The following is a 14,076-nucleotide window of genomic DNA, read 5'->3' as shown; positions in this document are numbered from 1 at the left end:
GACTTCACCTAGTCTCCCTGGAGGGTGATTGAGGTTCTTCACGTGGCCAAATCTACGCCTTCCCAAATCAATACAAAGCGCTAAGCTGATTTCCTAAGCGAGCGGCGACCAATCCAATGATGCGTCAGTACGAGCTTGTCGAACGCGTTCAGGCCTATAACCCGAACGTCGACGAGCAGTTGTTGAACAAGGCCTATGTTTACGCCATGCAAAAGCATGGCTCGCAAAAGCGCGCCTCCGGCGACCCTTACTTCAACCATCCGCTCGAAGTCGCCGCAATCCTGACGGAACTGAAGCTTGACGATGCGTCGGTCGCCGTCGGCCTTCTCCATGACACGATCGAGGATACCGACGCCACGCGCGCCGAGATCGATCAACTGTTCGGAGCTGAAATCGGCGCCATCGTCGATGGCCTGACCAAGATCGAGCGGCTAAATCTGGTGTCGCGCGAAGAAGCGCAGGCAGAAAATCTGCGCAAGCTGCTGCTGGCCATCAGCCAGGATGTGCGCGTGCTGCTGGTCAAGCTCGCTGACCGCCTGCACAACATGCGGACCCTGCAATACATGCCCGCGGAAAAGCGCGTTCGCATCGCGCAGGAAACCATGGACATCTATGCGCCCCTGGCCGGGCGCATGGGCATGCAAGATATGCGCAACGAGCTCGAGGATATTTCCTTCCGCATCCTGCAGCCCGAGCACTACAACGCCATCGTCACCCGCCTCAACGAGATGCAGGAGGCGTATCGCGAAACCATTTCAACCATTTCAACCGAACTGACCGAGCGCCTGGCCGCCGCCGGCATATCGGCGCGCGTCAAGGCGCGGGTGAAATCACCTTATTCGATCTTCAGCAAGATCGAGCGCAAGTCGATCGCGCTCGAGCAACTCTCCGACATGATCGGCTTTCGTGTCATCGTCGGCTCCGTCGATGAATGCTACCACACGGTTGGCGTGGTCCACACCAAGTGGAAGGTCGTGCCTGGGCGCTTCAAGGATTATATTTCAGTCCCCAAGCACAATGATTATCAGTCCATCCACACCACCATTGTGGGGCCGGGCCGCCAGCGCGCTGAACTGCAGATCCGTACCGAAGAAATGGACCGCGTCGCTGAATTCGGCATTGCCGCCCATGCGCTCTACAAGGACGGTGCATCCGCCGATCTCACCCGCATCGAGAACGAATCGCAGGCTTACGGCTCCCTGCGCTCCACGATCGCGCATCTCACCACCGGCAATTCCACCACCGAAGATTTCCTGGAATATACCAAGCTTGAACTTTTTCAGGATCAGGTGTTCTGCTTCACCCCGCGAGGCCGACTGATCGCGCTGCCCCGTGGCGCGACGCCAATTGATTTCGCCTACGCCCTCCACACCGACATTGGCGACACCTGCGTCGGTGCCAAGATAAACGGCTCCATCCTGCCGCTCGTCACCCAGCTCCGCTCGGGCGACGAAGTGGAGATCATCCGCGACCACAATCATGTGCCGCCGATGAACTGGCTGGGCATTGCCGCAACGGGCAAGGCCCGCGCCGCTATCCGCCGCTCGGTGCGCCATGCCGCGCTCCAGCGTGCGCTCGCCCTGGGCGAAAACGTGCTCAACATGATGCTGGAGCGCGAAGGCGTCATGCTGGATGAGAGCGAAGCCAAGGCGCTCGCCGAAGCCTTGAGCTTTCCCGGCAGGCGCGAGTTGCTGATCGCTGTGGGCGAGGGCAAGGTCGGTGCCGAGCCGCTTGGCGAGGAACTCGCCAAGGTAAAAGGCCTGCGCAAGCGCCGCCGCAAGCTCGATCTGCCCGTCGCTGACACCGCCGATGGCTGGTTCGCCCTGCGCGCCACCGATATTTTCCGCTTCCGCGTCCCCGGCGGGCAAAAATCGGGCCCGCGCGCAACCTCCGCCCTGGCCCAGCTCGACTTCCACATGCCGGTGACCATGTCTCCCGAAGGCGTCGTGCCCGGTGACCGGCTCGTCGGCATATTGCAGCCAGACACCCCCATGGTGGTTTACCCTATCCACTCCGATGCCCTGACGGAGATGCACGACAGCGACGTGGCTTGGGTCGACGTGCGCTGGAACATCAAGCATGGCGATGAAAAGCTCTATGCCACCGTCATCACCATGGAGAGCGTCAATAAGCCGGGATCGCTCGCGCAAATATCCTCGGCCATCGCCGCATGCGACGCCAACATCAATAATCTGGTGATGCGGATGATTTCACCCGACTTTCACCAGATGATCTTTGAAATCGAGGTGCGCGACCTTGCGCAACTGACCGATGTTCTGGCAACGCTCAAGCGCAGTCCCGGCCTGTCTGCCGTTCAACGCGCCGGCATCCGCGAGGCGTCCATGATTTCGACGCTGGAATGGGACGGCCAGGTCGACAGGAGATTTATTGATGACGAAAGATGAAGTGCTGGCCATTTTCCGCGAATGCGGCGCAATGCTCGAGGGCCATTTCATTCTGTCATCCGGCCTGCGCTCGCCCGTGTTCCTGCAGAAGGCCAACGTCTTCCAATACGCAGCGCAGACCGAAAAGCTCTGCCGCGCCCTGGCCGACAAGGTACGCGCCGAAGGGTTTGGTAACGTTACCAAGGTTGTGTCCCCCGCGATCGGCGGCATCATCCCTGGCTATGAAACAGCTCGCCAGCTGGGCCTGCCAGCCCTTTATACCGAGCGCGTGGATGGCAAGTTCGAACTCCGCCGCGGCTTTGAGATCGCTTCCGACGACAAGGTGATCGTCGTTGAAGACATCGTCTCCACCGGCCTTTCCATCCGCGAATGCGTGGAAGCCCTGCGCGGCATCGGCGCCAATGTCGTTGCCGCCGCCTGCCTGATCGATCGCTCAGGCGGGGAAGCCGACGTCGGCGTGCCGCTCGTCAGCCTTATCCAATACAAGGTGCCGGCCTATCCCGCCGACCAGCTTCCACCCGAACTCGCCGCCATTCCTCCAGTCAAGCCGGGCAGCCGCGGCATCCAGGGGGTCAAGTGATTATCGGCCTGGGCTCCGACCTCATCCAGATCGACCGGGTGGCGCACACCCTCGAACGGTTTGGCGACCGGTTCACCCAACGCTGCTTCACCGAAATCGAGCAGCGCAAGTCCGATCGGCGCGCGCAACGGGCCGCGTCCTACGCCAAGCGCTTCGCCGCCAAGGAGGCTTGTTCCAAGGCTTTGGGCACTGGCCTTAGTTTTGGCGTTTACTGGCGCGACATGGGCGTGGTGAACCTTCCTTCGGGCAAGCCGACCATGAAGCTGACCAATGGTGCCGCCGTGGCACTGGCCCGGCTTGTACCGGCCGGCCATGAGGCCCACATACACCTGACCATCACCGATGACGCCGGGCTGGCCCAGGCGTTCGTCATCATCGAAGCGCTGCCGATTGACCTAAACGGGACAAACGCTTAACGCTGCGCCACCGCTTTCCGGGGACATCCATGAGCCAGCCCGCCCATAAATCAATGCAAAAATCTGCCGCGAGCGAATGGTGGGAAACCATCGTCGTCGTGGTTGAGGCGCTGCTGATCGCGATCGTGCTGCGCTCATTCCTTTATCAGCCGTTCTCCATCCCGACGGCTTCCATGCAGCAGACGCTGATGATTGGCGACTATTTCGTCGCCAACAAATTCGTCTGGGGCTACGGCAAGCATTCCTTCTCGCTCGGTCGCTACGGCAATTTCACAGCGCTCGATTTCGAGTTGCCGATCGACAACCGCATCTTCGGACGCGAACCCAATCGCGGCGACATCGCCGTGTTCCGTCCCGTGCCGCAGAACGTTGAATACATCAAGCGCGTGGTGGGCCTGCCGGGTGATCGCATTCAGGTCCGGGAAGGGCGCCTCTACATCAACGGCACGATGGTGGAACGCGAGGAGATCGGCAAGACGCAGGACACTGATAGCGAAGGACAGACCCGCGAAGTCACCGTCTATCGCGAAACCTTCCCCGAAGGCAGCGTCCACACCATCCAGGAAATTTCCGACAACGGCCCGCTCGACAACACGCAGGAATATGTCGTTCCTGCCGGTCATTACTTCATGATGGGCGACAATCGTGACCGTTCGGCCGATAGTCGCGTGCTGAGCCAGGTGGGCTATGTCCCCGCCATCAACCTCATTGCCAAGGCCGAAGCGCGCTTCTTCTCCATCAAGGACAATATCCCACCGTGGCAGATCTGGCAGTGGCCGGCTAATGTCCGCTGGGATCGCATGTTCCAGACCATTGATCGATGAGCCGCTCGCCGCGCAACCACGAAAAACTGCAGTTTCGCCTTGGCTATCGCTTTGCCGATCCGGACCTGCTGGATCGCGCGCTGACCCACTCCAGCGCCGTTTCGCCCAGCAAGCGCATCGAGAACTCCTACCAGCGGCTGGAGTTTCTGGGCGACCGGGTGCTCGGCCTTGTTGTGGCGGATATGCTGTATCGCCGCTATCCCAAGGCCAATGAAGGCGAGCTCAGCCGCACGCTCAACACGCTGGTGCGCAAGGAAACCTGCGCCATCATCGCCCGCACGCTCGATCTAGGGCGTGAGTTGAATCTTGGTGAAAGCGAAGCCCGCACCGGCGGCGCGCAAAAGGAAGCCATTCTGGGCGATGTCACCGAGGCGGTCATCGGCGCTATCTATTTGGATGGCGGCTTGGGCAAGGCCTATGAGTTCGTCGAGCGCATGTTCGAGGAATTTCTCGCTGACGGGCAGGCCAACAAGGCCGACGCCAAGACGACACTGCAGGAATGGGCGCAGGCTCGTGGCCTCGAGCCGCCGACCTATTCGCTCGAGGAACGCACCGGACCCGATCATGCCCCCGAATTCACCATCGCCGTCAGCGTCGGCAATTTCGAAAAGCTCAGTGCCATAGGTCCGTCCAAGAAAATCGCCGAACACAAGGCCGCTGAACTCTTCCTTATCAAGCAGCAGGTCTGGAAGGAAACGCCATGAGCATGAGCCTTGAACCAACCGATACTTCATGCGGCTTCATCGCCCTTGTAGGCGCGCCCAATGCCGGCAAGTCGACCCTGCTCAACTCACTGGTCGGCACCAAAGTGTCCATCGTTACCCACAAGGCGCAGACCACCCGTAGTCAGGTGCGCGGAGTGGTTACGCTCGACAAGGCGCAACTGGTGTTTATCGACACCCCCGGCATTTTTGCGCCCAAGCGCCGGCTCGATCGCGCCATGGTCGAAAGCGCGTGGGGCGGGGCAGGGGACGCCGATCTCGTTGCCTTTATCGTTGATGCCGAAAGGGGGATAACTCCAGATCTTGAATCCCTTCTTGAGGGGCTTTCGAACATCAACCACCCGAAGATACTGATCCTCAACAAGATCGACACCATCAAGAACGAGGCCTTGCTGGAGCTTAGCAAGACGCTCAACGAGAAGCTGCGCTTCGAGGCAACCTTCATGATCTCGGCCCTCAAGGGCTATGGCGTGCAGGATTTCATCGACTGGTGCGTCAAGCACATTTCGCCTGGCCCCTGGCACTTCCCCGAGGACCATCTTACTGACCTCACCATGGCAATCACCGCGGCCGAGGTCACGCGCGAAAAGCTGTTCCTGCGCGTCCACGACGAAATCCCCTACAATTCCACGGTGGAAACTGAGAGCTTCAAAATCCAGAAGGACGGCTCCTACAAGATCGACCAGGTGATTTACCTCTCGCGCGAGAGCCACAAGAAGATCGTGCTGGGCGCCGGCGGGCAGACCATCAAGGCCATCGGCGCCGAAGCGCGCAAGGAATTGATGGAAATGTACGAGGTGCCGATCCACCTCTTTCTCTTCGTCAAGGTCCGCGAGAAGTGGAGCGAAGACCCGGAACGCTATCGCGAAATGGGCCTGGAATTCCCACATGGGAAGGGCTGATGAGCCGCTAGAGACCCCCGTCCTGGCCCTCTTCGCAAGGGGGAGGGTGACACCGTCCATGTGGCACCATCTGTTTATACGCGCTGCGTCCACCTCCCCCCTAGCGGGGGAGGCCAGGAGGGGGGTACCTCGCTTCCCTCGCGTAGCCCTCTAATGGAATGGACCGGAGAAGGCCTGCTGATCGGCGTGCGCCGTCACGGGGAAACCAGCATCATCGCTGAAGCCATGGTCGTGGGCCGCGGCCGCCATCTTGGCCTTGTTCGCGGCGGCCGCACAAGGCGCCTGGCCGCGGCTCTTCAGCCCGGCAACTCCCTCCAGCTCACCTGGCGCGCCCGCCTTGAAGACCAGCTTGGCCTGTTCACAGTCGACCTGCTCCAGACCCGCGCCGCCCGCCTGATCGATGATCGCACCCAACTTTATCTCAGCCAACTCGTTTGCGAACATCTGCGCCTCCTTCCAGAGCGCGATCCGTACGACCGCCTCCTTGGCATGGCCCTCCGCCTCATCGACAATCCCCCCGACGGCGCAGAACTCGCCCGCTTCGAACTCGCGGTGCTCGACGACCTCGGCTACGGACTCGACCTCACCGCGTGCGCCGTCACCGGCGAAACCGGAGACCTCACCCACGTCTCCCCCCGTACCGGCCGTGCCGTCTCCCGCACTGCCGCTGCCCCCTATCTCGACCGCCTCCTGCCGCTCCCCAGCTTCCTTACCAGCCGCGGCAATGCCGGCCCTCACGACATCACCGACGCCCTCCGCCTCACCGGCCATTTCCTCCAGACCCAAATCTGGGGCCCCCGCAATATCACTGCACCGCCGACACGGGATTTGCTGGCGGAGATTCTCGGGCGGGAGGTGTTATGAAGGCCAGTGGTTTGGGCCCACTCAGCTGATGTTGAGTCAGTCCTGCAACTCAGAGGTCACCCTCGGGCTCGACCCGAGGGCCCTGTACTCAACCATTGCTCCGCAAGTGCAGTCTCCTCGGGTCAAGCCCGAGGATGACGATCGGAGGTGTGGCACCATTCCACCCCACCCACGATGTCACCCCGGACTCGACCCGGGGCCCATCTCAAGATCCCACCCCAGCCGCAAGGTGGGTTGAACGGTCGCCACCACCTAACCGTCTCAGGATGGATCCCGGGTCGAGCCCGGGATGACATCGCGCGTGTGGCTAATCCACTGAACTGAAGTCCCTCCCCCTCCCAAGGGGAGGCTAGGTGGGGGTCCTCTCCCCACACGCAAATCTCTCCCGTTACTTCCCGTTCTCCCCCCACCATCCGCCTTGCGCTAATCTCCCCTCACTGCCTTCACTAACCAGCGGGTCGCGCGAACCGGCTTGTGAAGGGGCAGATGGGGCGGGGATGTTCGTGATCCCCGTAGGCAAGCGGAAGTGTCACCAATGCCTCTGGGAGGCTCAGGGACCAGAGTCGCGCGCGCCGGAAAATCCCATCGCAAGTGGCGAGGCTCTGTCTCACACACACTAAACTACTCCGAGGCAGGGCCTCGCCACTCGCACGCTGTTGATCACCGCACCCGGGGCGGCGCTTCCGCACGTCTAAACCCGTGCAAAACCGCGTGTTTGGCAAGCATTAACCTGCACAAACCAAGCTTATGGCTATATTGGTTTCCTGATTCGTTCTCCCTGAGGTTGCTGATCCCATGTCAGAAATCGACTCCCTTCCGCCTGCCGATGACCAGCGTGTTGTCGACCTCAAGCAGGCGCTTGAGGAGCGGTATCTGAGCTATGCGCTCTCCACCATCACCCAGCGCGCTCTGCCCGATGCCCGCGATGGCCTCAAGCCTGTCCATCGCCGCATAATCCACGCCATGCGCCTCCTTCGGCTAGACCCTGGCCAGGGCTACAAGAAGTCCGCCCGCATCGTCGGCGACGTGATCGGTAAGTTCCACCCCCACGGCGACCAATCCATCTATGATGCCCTCGTGCGTCTCGCACAGGATTTTGCCCTCCGCTACCCCTTGGTCGATGGGCAGGGGAACTTCGGCAACATCGACGGCGATGGCGCCGCCGCCATGCGTTACACCGAGTCTCGCATGACCGATGTGGCCGTTCGCCTTCTTGAAGGCATGAACGAGAATGCCATCGACTTCAAACCGACCTATGACGGTGAAGACGAAGAGCCCGTCGTTCTGCCGTCCAACTTTCCAAATCTTCTAGCCAATGGTTCCACCGGCATCGCGGTTGGCATGGCGACCTCCATTCCGCCCCATAACGTGGCTGAGCTTTGCGACGCCGCATTGCACCTTATCAATGTAAATCCAGATGCTTCCGCCAAGGATTTGACTCAGTTCGTGAAAGGTCCTGACTTCCCCACAGGCGGCATCATGGTGGAATCGCCTGAATCCATCGCCCATTCCTATGCGACTGGCCGTGGCTCCTTCCGTTTGCGCTCCAAATGGGAGGTGGAGGAAACCGGCCGCGGCGTTTACCTCATCGTCGTCACTGAAATTCCCTATGGCATCCAGAAGTCACGGCTTGTCGAAAAGATCGCTGAACTGCTGCTCGCCAAGAAGCTGCCGCTCCTCAAGGATGTCCGCGACGAAAGCTCGGACGACATCCGCCTCGTCCTCGAGCCGCGGGCTCGCACCGTCGACGCGGCAATCCTGATGGAACAGTTGTTCAAGGTTACCGACCTTGAAACCCGCTTCCCGCTCAACCTCAACGTGCTTGACAAGGGTGCCGTCCCCAAAGTGATGAGCCTGCCCCAGGCACTGAAAGCGTGGCTCGAGCACCGCAAGGAAGTGCTGGTGCGCCGCTCCGAGCACCGGCTCGACCAAATCGCGCACCGCCTGGAAGTGCTCGCCGGCTACATTATCGCCTATCTCAATCTTGATGAGGTGATCCGCATCATCCGCGAAGAGGACGATGCCAAGGCCTCGCTCATGGCGACCTTTGAACTCACCGATGTACAGGCCGAAGCCATCCTCAACATGCGCCTGCGGTCCCTGCGCAAGCTCGAGGAAATTGAGTTGCGTAAGGAGCATGCGGAATTGACTAAGGAGCAGGGCGAGTTGCAGACCCTGCTGGCCTCCGACAAGCGGCAATGGCGCTCCATCAGCAAGGAAGTCGAGGCGCTCAAGAAGGCTTATCCGTTTACCAACCCCGATGGCACGCCACACCCCCTTGGCGCGCGCCGGACGGTTCTGGGCACAGTTTCCACCGTCGACCTCGCCGAAGTCACCGAAGCGTTCATCGAGCGCGAGCCAATCACGGTCATCCTTTCCGAAAAAGGCTGGATCCGTGCGCCACGCGGCCATGCCGTGGATGTCAGCGACGAAAAGGGCTTCAAGGCAGGTGATCGGCTCAAGCTGTCCATCAAGTGCGAGACGACCGACAAGCTCCTCATGCTGACCACGGGCGGCAAGGTTTATACGCTGGCGGGCGACAAATTGCCTGGCGGCCGCGGGCAGGGCGAGCCGGTGCGCATCATGGTCGACATCGAAGAAGGCCAGGATATCGTCGATCTCTTTATTTACCGCCCAGGCCAGAAGCGCATCATTGCGTCATCGGCCGGCTACGGCTTCATCGTCGCCGAGGACGAGATGATCGCCAACACCCGCAAAGGCAAGCAGATTCTCAACGTCCCTGCCACCGAGGAAGCGCGCCTCCTTGTGCCAGTGGCCGGCGATCGGGTAGCCGTCATTGGGCAAAATCGCAAGCTCCTCGTGTTCCCCCTGACGCAGCTTGCTGAAATGAGCCGCGGCAAGGGCGTGCGCCTCCAGCGCTACAAGGACGGCAAGATTTCCGACCTCAAGACCTTCTATGCCGCTGATGGCCTCACCTGGACCGATTCATCGGGTCGCACCTTCACCAAGCCCATGGAAGAACTGACCGACTGGGTCGGCGACCGGGCCACGGCCGGCCGTCAACCGCCCAATGGTTTCCCCCGCAACAACAGGTTCATCGGATGATCCGCCACTGCGTCTTTGTGAAGTTCCGCTCAGAAATCAGTGCCGAGGAGCGCGCCGAGATTTATGCTGGCCTCAGCGCATTAGTGGGTCAGATCGACGGCCTCTTGTCCGCGAACTTCGGCCCCAATGTTTCGCCTGAAGGGCTGTCGCACGGCTTCAATGACGGGTTCACCATGGACCTGGCGGACGAAGCCGCCCGCGATCGCTACCTCGATGATCCCCGGCACAAGGAAGCGGGCGGCCAGCTGTTCGCAGCCCTCGAAGGCGGCCGCGAAGGCATCATCGTCTTTGACATGAAGATCTGAGCTGCGCCGCTAGTCGAGCGGACACCAGCCGAGCGTACCTCTTTGCACTTCCAGCGGCCGGAACTGAGCTTTGTACGCCATCTTGGGCGAATCTTTTACCCAGTAGCCGAGATAGACATATTCTAGGGCCGCTGAACGAACCTGTTCGATGTGGTCAAGAATAAGGAAAGTCCCAAGGCTGCGGTGCGCAAGGTCTGGATCGTAAAAGGAATACACCATGGACAGCCCGTCCGGCATGACGTCGGTAAGCGCCACGGCCACAAGCCTGTGGTTGGCGTCATCGCGCAGTCGATATTCCACCAGCACGGACTGTACCGGCGTATCCTCGACCATGTATTCATAATCCACGAAGCTCATCTGGTTCATGCCGCCGCCGGCATGGCGAAACTCCAGATAGCGCTTGAACAGATCATATTGCTCGCCCGTCGCCACGGTCGGGCGCACTTCAACCAGCAGGTCTTCATTTTTCCTGGCAACGCGCTGGAAGCGGCCCGAGGGCGCAAATTCCCCCGCCACGATCCGCACGGACTGGCAGGCATTGCAGCCTTCGCAAGCCGGGCGATAAATCAGGTTCTGGCTGCGCCTGAAACCATTCTCGCTCAGCAGATGATGCAGGTTCGCGGCACGCCGACCGGTAAGGTGCGTAAACAGCTTTCGCTCCTGCTTGCCCGGCAAATAGGGGCACGGCATGGCTGCGGTCAAAAACAGCTGCGTTGTTTCAGGCGTCTGGTCGGTCATCCCCAACCCTTAGCTACAATTAACCCAATGTACCCCCAAGGGACACGGGCGGCAATTGGTCAAAAAGCGCCACGGGTCCGCAGGTTCTGCGCCCGCCAGTGCCGCACCATGGGCGAGCGCCGCACCATCAGCGTACCCGTTACAAGATCATGCAGCATCTGCCGCCGCGGCGTGAACAGCACGAACAGGAGCGACAATGGCAGCGAGATCCATGCCGTGACCCAGAACAGCCCCGCATGGATCAGCGCCATCCAGCCATCAAGCGGCTGTCCGCGTGCGGGTGTCAAAACAATATCCATCATGCGCATGCCCAAGGTCGCGCGCGCAGCAGACCCCAGGGTAACGCAATAGTAAAAGACAACACTGGCCGGAACCACAATAAACAGACCGAGCCATGCAAGGCCCAAGGTGAAAAAGCCCGCAATAGCGCCAAGAATGCTAAAGCCTAGGATCAAGGCGCCGATAACGACCAGGTCAATCACAAAAGCGATTGACCGCCGCGTCAGCAGGCTATCGAACAACTCGGGCGAGCTTTCCGGATCAGGCAGGCGAGGGCGGTCGAGTTGGGTCTGGTTCATACGAAACAGATTGTCATCCTTTGCGCTCGGTGCAAGACCCGGCCAATGCAATTTCTCCCCATCCATCCTAAGCTTTTAGATGCGGAGGAACCGCAACTCCTATTGACGACTAGGCGAAATCCTATGCACATGGCGCCACCATGAGTGACATACAATCTTTCCGCCAGGCCGTTGAATCTTTTATCTCCGCGCGCGGCTGGACGCCCACCCGGTTCGGCCGCACTGTTGCGGGCGATCCGCTGTTCGTCTTTGACCTGCGCGAAGGGCGCGAGCCCCGCTCCGATACCCGCACGCGCATCCTTCGGGCCATGCAGGATTTCGACGATGGCGAAACCCATGCCCCCTTGCGCGTTGGCGTGGCAGGCCTGGGCAATGTCGGGGCAACCCTTGTGCGCATCCTGCAAAAAGATGGGCCCGAACTCACCAAGAAGCTTGGCCGCCAGCTTGTCGTCACCGCCGTTGCCGCCCGATCCCGCTCCCGCGACCGCGGCATCGATATCTCAGGCCTGGATTGGTTCGATGATCCGGTGGCCCTCGCCAAGTCCGAAGGCATTGACCTCTTCGTTGAACTAATCGGTGGCGAGGACGGCCCTGCATTTGCAGCCGTCAAGGCAGCTCTTGAGATGGGTCGCCCAGTAGTCACTGCCAACAAGGCCTTGCTGGCCAAGCATGGCGTGGCCCTCGCAAAGATGGCCGAGGAATCAGGCGCTCAACTTGGTTTCGAAGCCGCCGTCGCCGGCGGTATCCCCGTTATCAAGACCCTGCGCGAGGGCCTCGGCTCTGCCAGCATCGCCAAGGTATTCGGGATCATGAATGGCACCTGCAATTACATCCTTACCCGCATGGGCAATGAGGACATCAGCTTTGCCGATTGCCTCAAGGATGCGCAGGCGCTCGGATACGCGGAAGCCGACCCGACCTTCGACGTCGAAGGTTTCGATACCGCCCACAAGCTCTCGATTCTCTCCACGCTCTGCTTCGGCTACGAGATCGCGCCCGACAAGATCCGGGTCGAAGGCATTTCCAGCATCAGCCAGCACGACATCAAGGTCGCAGCGGAACTGGGTTACAAGATCAAGCTCCTGGGCATTGCCCAGCGCACCGAAGACGGAATCGAGCAGCGCGTGCACCCCACTTTCGTTCCGAAGGGTTCGGCAATTGCCGGCGTGGACGGCGTCATGAACGCTGTGGCGCTCGAAACCGACCACGTGCATGAACTGCTCCTGGCCGGTCCAGGCGCCGGCGGCCCGCCCACCGCTTCCTCGGTGCTCTCCGACATTCTCGATATAGCCCGTGGCACGCGTGTTCCGCCCTTGGGCGTTCCAAGCGACGAACTGCTGCCCTACCGGCAAGCGCCATTGCGCGCCCATGATGGCGGCTACTACATCCGCCTCAGCGCCAAGGACGTGCCCGGCGCTCTTGCCGCCATCGCCACCCGCATGGGTGAGCGCGGTATTTCGATAGACTCTGTCATTCAGCGGTCTGATTTGAGCGCTAAAGCTGTTGCGCCTGATGGATCACCGACCCGGACGGTGGTGATGATTACCCAGCAGACTCTGGAAGCGTCCGTGCGTGAATCGCTTGCGCAGATCGCTGCCGATGGGTTTATCGTTGGTGAGCCGCAATTGATCCGGATCGAAACGCTCTGACGGCCGCCTCCGGCCGATCAGTTGAGGAGGTATTATGAAGCTGAGCAAGGTCGAAGACGCAAAAGGCCCTGCCAATCTTCATCGCACCCTCACCCTCGAACTGGTCCGCGTCACAGAGCGGGCCGCCATCGCGGCAGCCGAATGGCGCGGCAAGGGGAACGAGCAGGCTGCCGACGAGGCGGCCGTTATGGCAATGAAAAGCGAGCTTGCTCGCGTCGCCATCTCGGGCCGCATCGTTATTGGCGAGGGCGAACCCAACGAATGCGAACACCTCTTTATCGGGGAAGCGGTGGGCTCCGGCGCAGGACCCGAAGTCGATATTGCCGTTGATCCACTCGAAGGCGTTACCCTTTGCGCCAAGAACCAGCCTGATTCCATTGTGGTCCTCGCCATGGCGGAGCGCGGCGGGCTGCTGAACGTTGCTCGCAACGTCTACATGCACAAGATCGCCATCGGTGCCGATTACCCACCAGGCACTGTGCATATCGACTGGACTGCAAGCGAGAACGTCCGGGCACTCGCCAAGGCCAAAAATGTCCCCCTCTCGGAAATTGCCGCCATAGTGCTCGACCGGCCGCGTCATGCAGCCTTGATTGAGGAGCTAAGAACAACAGGTGTGGCCGTTAAACTGATCAGCGACGGAGACATTGCTGGCGTCATTCACGCGGTCAACACGGAAGACACCGGCATCGATATCTATCTCGGCTCCGGTGGCGCCCCGGAGGGCGTTCTTGCGGCAGCGGCACTGCGTTGCATAGGCGGGCAGATGCAGGGCAAGCTCATTCTCGATACTCAGGCGAAGCGCGAACGGGCGTACTCAATGGGTATCAAGGATCCAAACCGCGTTTATGACGTATCCCAACTCGCCTCGGGCGACGTTCTGGTGGCCGCCACCGGCATAACCGACGGCACGCTGCTGGACGGCATCAAGCTGCGCCGCAATTCGGTCGAGACCAGCACGATCGTTATGCGCTCCTGGAGCCAGACTATCCGCTGGATCAAGGCGCAACACGCGCGTTGATGATCG

Annotated in this window: 13 protein-coding genes; 11 read left to right on the top strand and 2 right to left on the bottom strand. The window is 60.7% G+C overall.

The genetic code is table 11. From position 1 onward, the window contains the following. The first annotated feature begins 116 nt into the window (after positions 1–116). The 9 genes from DDE77_RS11825 to DDE77_RS11785 all read left to right on the top strand — a co-directional run bounded on the left by DDE77_RS11825 (position 117) and on the right by DDE77_RS11785 (position 10,084). On the top strand, positions 117–2,405 hold the full coding sequence (locus tag DDE77_RS11825; RefSeq protein WP_108397669.1) for a RelA/SpoT family protein: 2,289 nt from the start codon (positions 117–119) through the stop codon (positions 2,403–2,405). Continuing rightward, a complete protein-coding gene (gene pyrE / locus DDE77_RS11820) occupies positions 2,392–2,985 on the top strand; it encodes an orotate phosphoribosyltransferase (RefSeq protein WP_108397668.1) in 594 nt (197 codons plus the stop codon). Before DDE77_RS11825 ends, pyrE begins: the two co-directional genes overlap by 14 nt. Then, the gene (gene acpS / locus DDE77_RS11815) at positions 2,982–3,401 is read left to right on the top strand and encodes a holo-ACP synthase (RefSeq protein ID WP_108397667.1); all 420 of its coding nucleotides are present in this window, start codon (positions 2,982–2,984) and stop codon (positions 3,399–3,401) included. The genes pyrE and acpS overlap by 4 nt, the downstream gene beginning before the upstream one ends. A gap of 29 nt (positions 3,402–3,430) precedes the next feature. Further along, positions 3,431–4,225, top strand: coding sequence for a signal peptidase I (lepB, locus tag DDE77_RS11810; protein WP_245895204.1), 795 nt, complete (start codon positions 3,431–3,433; stop codon positions 4,223–4,225). After that, positions 4,222–4,929: a ribonuclease III gene (rnc, locus tag DDE77_RS11805; protein WP_108397666.1), complete on the top strand. Its 708-nt coding sequence runs from the start codon at positions 4,222–4,224 to the stop codon at positions 4,927–4,929. Before lepB ends, rnc begins: the two co-directional genes overlap by 4 nt. Then, a complete protein-coding gene (gene era, locus DDE77_RS11800) occupies positions 4,926–5,849 on the top strand; it encodes a GTPase Era (RefSeq protein ID WP_108397665.1) in 924 nt (307 codons plus the stop codon). Before rnc ends, era begins: the two co-directional genes overlap by 4 nt. 153 nt (positions 5,850–6,002) lie before the next feature. After that, positions 6,003–6,713 (top strand): DNA repair protein RecO, encoded by a 711-nt coding sequence (gene recO / locus DDE77_RS11795; protein WP_108397664.1) that lies wholly within the window; start codon positions 6,003–6,005, stop codon positions 6,711–6,713. 795 nt (positions 6,714–7,508) lie between these two features. Further along, the gene (parC, locus tag DDE77_RS11790; protein ID WP_108397663.1) at positions 7,509–9,779 is read left to right on the top strand and encodes a DNA topoisomerase IV subunit A; all 2,271 of its coding nucleotides are present in this window, start codon (positions 7,509–7,511) and stop codon (positions 9,777–9,779) included. Further along, positions 9,776–10,084 (top strand): Dabb family protein, encoded by a 309-nt coding sequence (locus DDE77_RS11785; RefSeq protein WP_108397662.1) that lies wholly within the window; start codon positions 9,776–9,778, stop codon positions 10,082–10,084. Before parC ends, DDE77_RS11785 begins: the two co-directional genes overlap by 4 nt. Before the next feature lie 9 nt (positions 10,085–10,093). Here the strand turns inward: DDE77_RS11785 and DDE77_RS11780 are convergent, their stop codons facing one another. Both DDE77_RS11780 and DDE77_RS11775 read right to left on the bottom strand, forming a co-directional pair. Further along, positions 10,094–10,822, bottom strand: a complete 729-nt coding sequence (locus DDE77_RS11780) for an arginyltransferase (RefSeq protein WP_108397661.1) — start codon at positions 10,820–10,822, stop codon at positions 10,094–10,096. Positions 10,823–10,881: 59 nt separating this feature from the next. Next, complete coding sequence (locus DDE77_RS11775) at positions 10,882–11,400, bottom strand: RDD family protein (RefSeq protein WP_157959801.1); 519 nt, start codon at positions 11,398–11,400, stop codon at positions 10,882–10,884. Positions 11,401–11,708: 308 nt separating this feature from the next. Here DDE77_RS11775 and DDE77_RS11770 point away from each other — a divergent pair, with 308 nt between their 5' ends. Both DDE77_RS11770 and glpX read left to right on the top strand, forming a co-directional pair. After that, entirely contained in the window at positions 11,709–13,049 is a 1,341-nt protein-coding gene (locus DDE77_RS11770) for a homoserine dehydrogenase (RefSeq protein WP_245895235.1), read from the top strand. Positions 13,050–13,083: 34 nt separating this feature from the next. Continuing rightward, positions 13,084–14,070, top strand: a complete 987-nt coding sequence (gene glpX, locus DDE77_RS11765) for a class II fructose-bisphosphatase (protein ID WP_108397658.1) — start codon at positions 13,084–13,086, stop codon at positions 14,068–14,070. Positions 14,071–14,076 lie beyond the last annotated feature (6 nt).

This window comes from Devosia submarina (genome assembly GCF_003056345.1).
Lineage (GTDB): Bacteria > Pseudomonadota > Alphaproteobacteria > Rhizobiales > Devosiaceae > Devosia > Devosia submarina.
This window is presented reverse-complemented; position numbering and strand designations above follow the sequence as displayed.

Excerpts from the sequence above, each read along its gene's own strand:
- DDE77_RS11825 (WP_108397669.1), top strand. The coding sequence starts at position 117 with ATGATGCGTCAGTACGAGCTTGTCGAACGCGTTCAGGCCTATAACCCG.
- pyrE (WP_108397668.1), top strand. The coding sequence starts at position 2,392 with ATGACGAAAGATGAAGTGCTGGCCATTTTCCGCGAATGCGGCGCAATG.
- lepB (WP_245895204.1), top strand. The coding sequence starts at position 3,431 with ATGAGCCAGCCCGCCCATAAATCAATGCAAAAATCTGCCGCGAGCGAA.
- rnc (WP_108397666.1), top strand. The coding sequence starts at position 4,222 with ATGAGCCGCTCGCCGCGCAACCACGAAAAACTGCAGTTTCGCCTTGGC.
- era (WP_108397665.1), top strand. The coding sequence starts at position 4,926 with ATGAGCATGAGCCTTGAACCAACCGATACTTCATGCGGCTTCATCGCC.
- recO (WP_108397664.1), top strand. The coding sequence starts at position 6,003 with ATGGAATGGACCGGAGAAGGCCTGCTGATCGGCGTGCGCCGTCACGGG.
- parC (WP_108397663.1), top strand. The coding sequence starts at position 7,509 with ATGTCAGAAATCGACTCCCTTCCGCCTGCCGATGACCAGCGTGTTGTC.
- DDE77_RS11785 (WP_108397662.1), top strand. The coding sequence starts at position 9,776 with ATGATCCGCCACTGCGTCTTTGTGAAGTTCCGCTCAGAAATCAGTGCC.
- DDE77_RS11780 (WP_108397661.1), bottom strand. The coding sequence starts at position 10,822 with ATGACCGACCAGACGCCTGAAACAACGCAGCTGTTTTTGACCGCAGCC.
- DDE77_RS11775 (WP_157959801.1), bottom strand. The coding sequence starts at position 11,400 with ATGAACCAGACCCAACTCGACCGCCCTCGCCTGCCTGATCCGGAAAGC.
- DDE77_RS11770 (WP_245895235.1), top strand. The coding sequence starts at position 11,709 with ATGCAGGATTTCGACGATGGCGAAACCCATGCCCCCTTGCGCGTTGGC.
- glpX (WP_108397658.1), top strand. The coding sequence starts at position 13,084 with ATGAAGCTGAGCAAGGTCGAAGACGCAAAAGGCCCTGCCAATCTTCAT.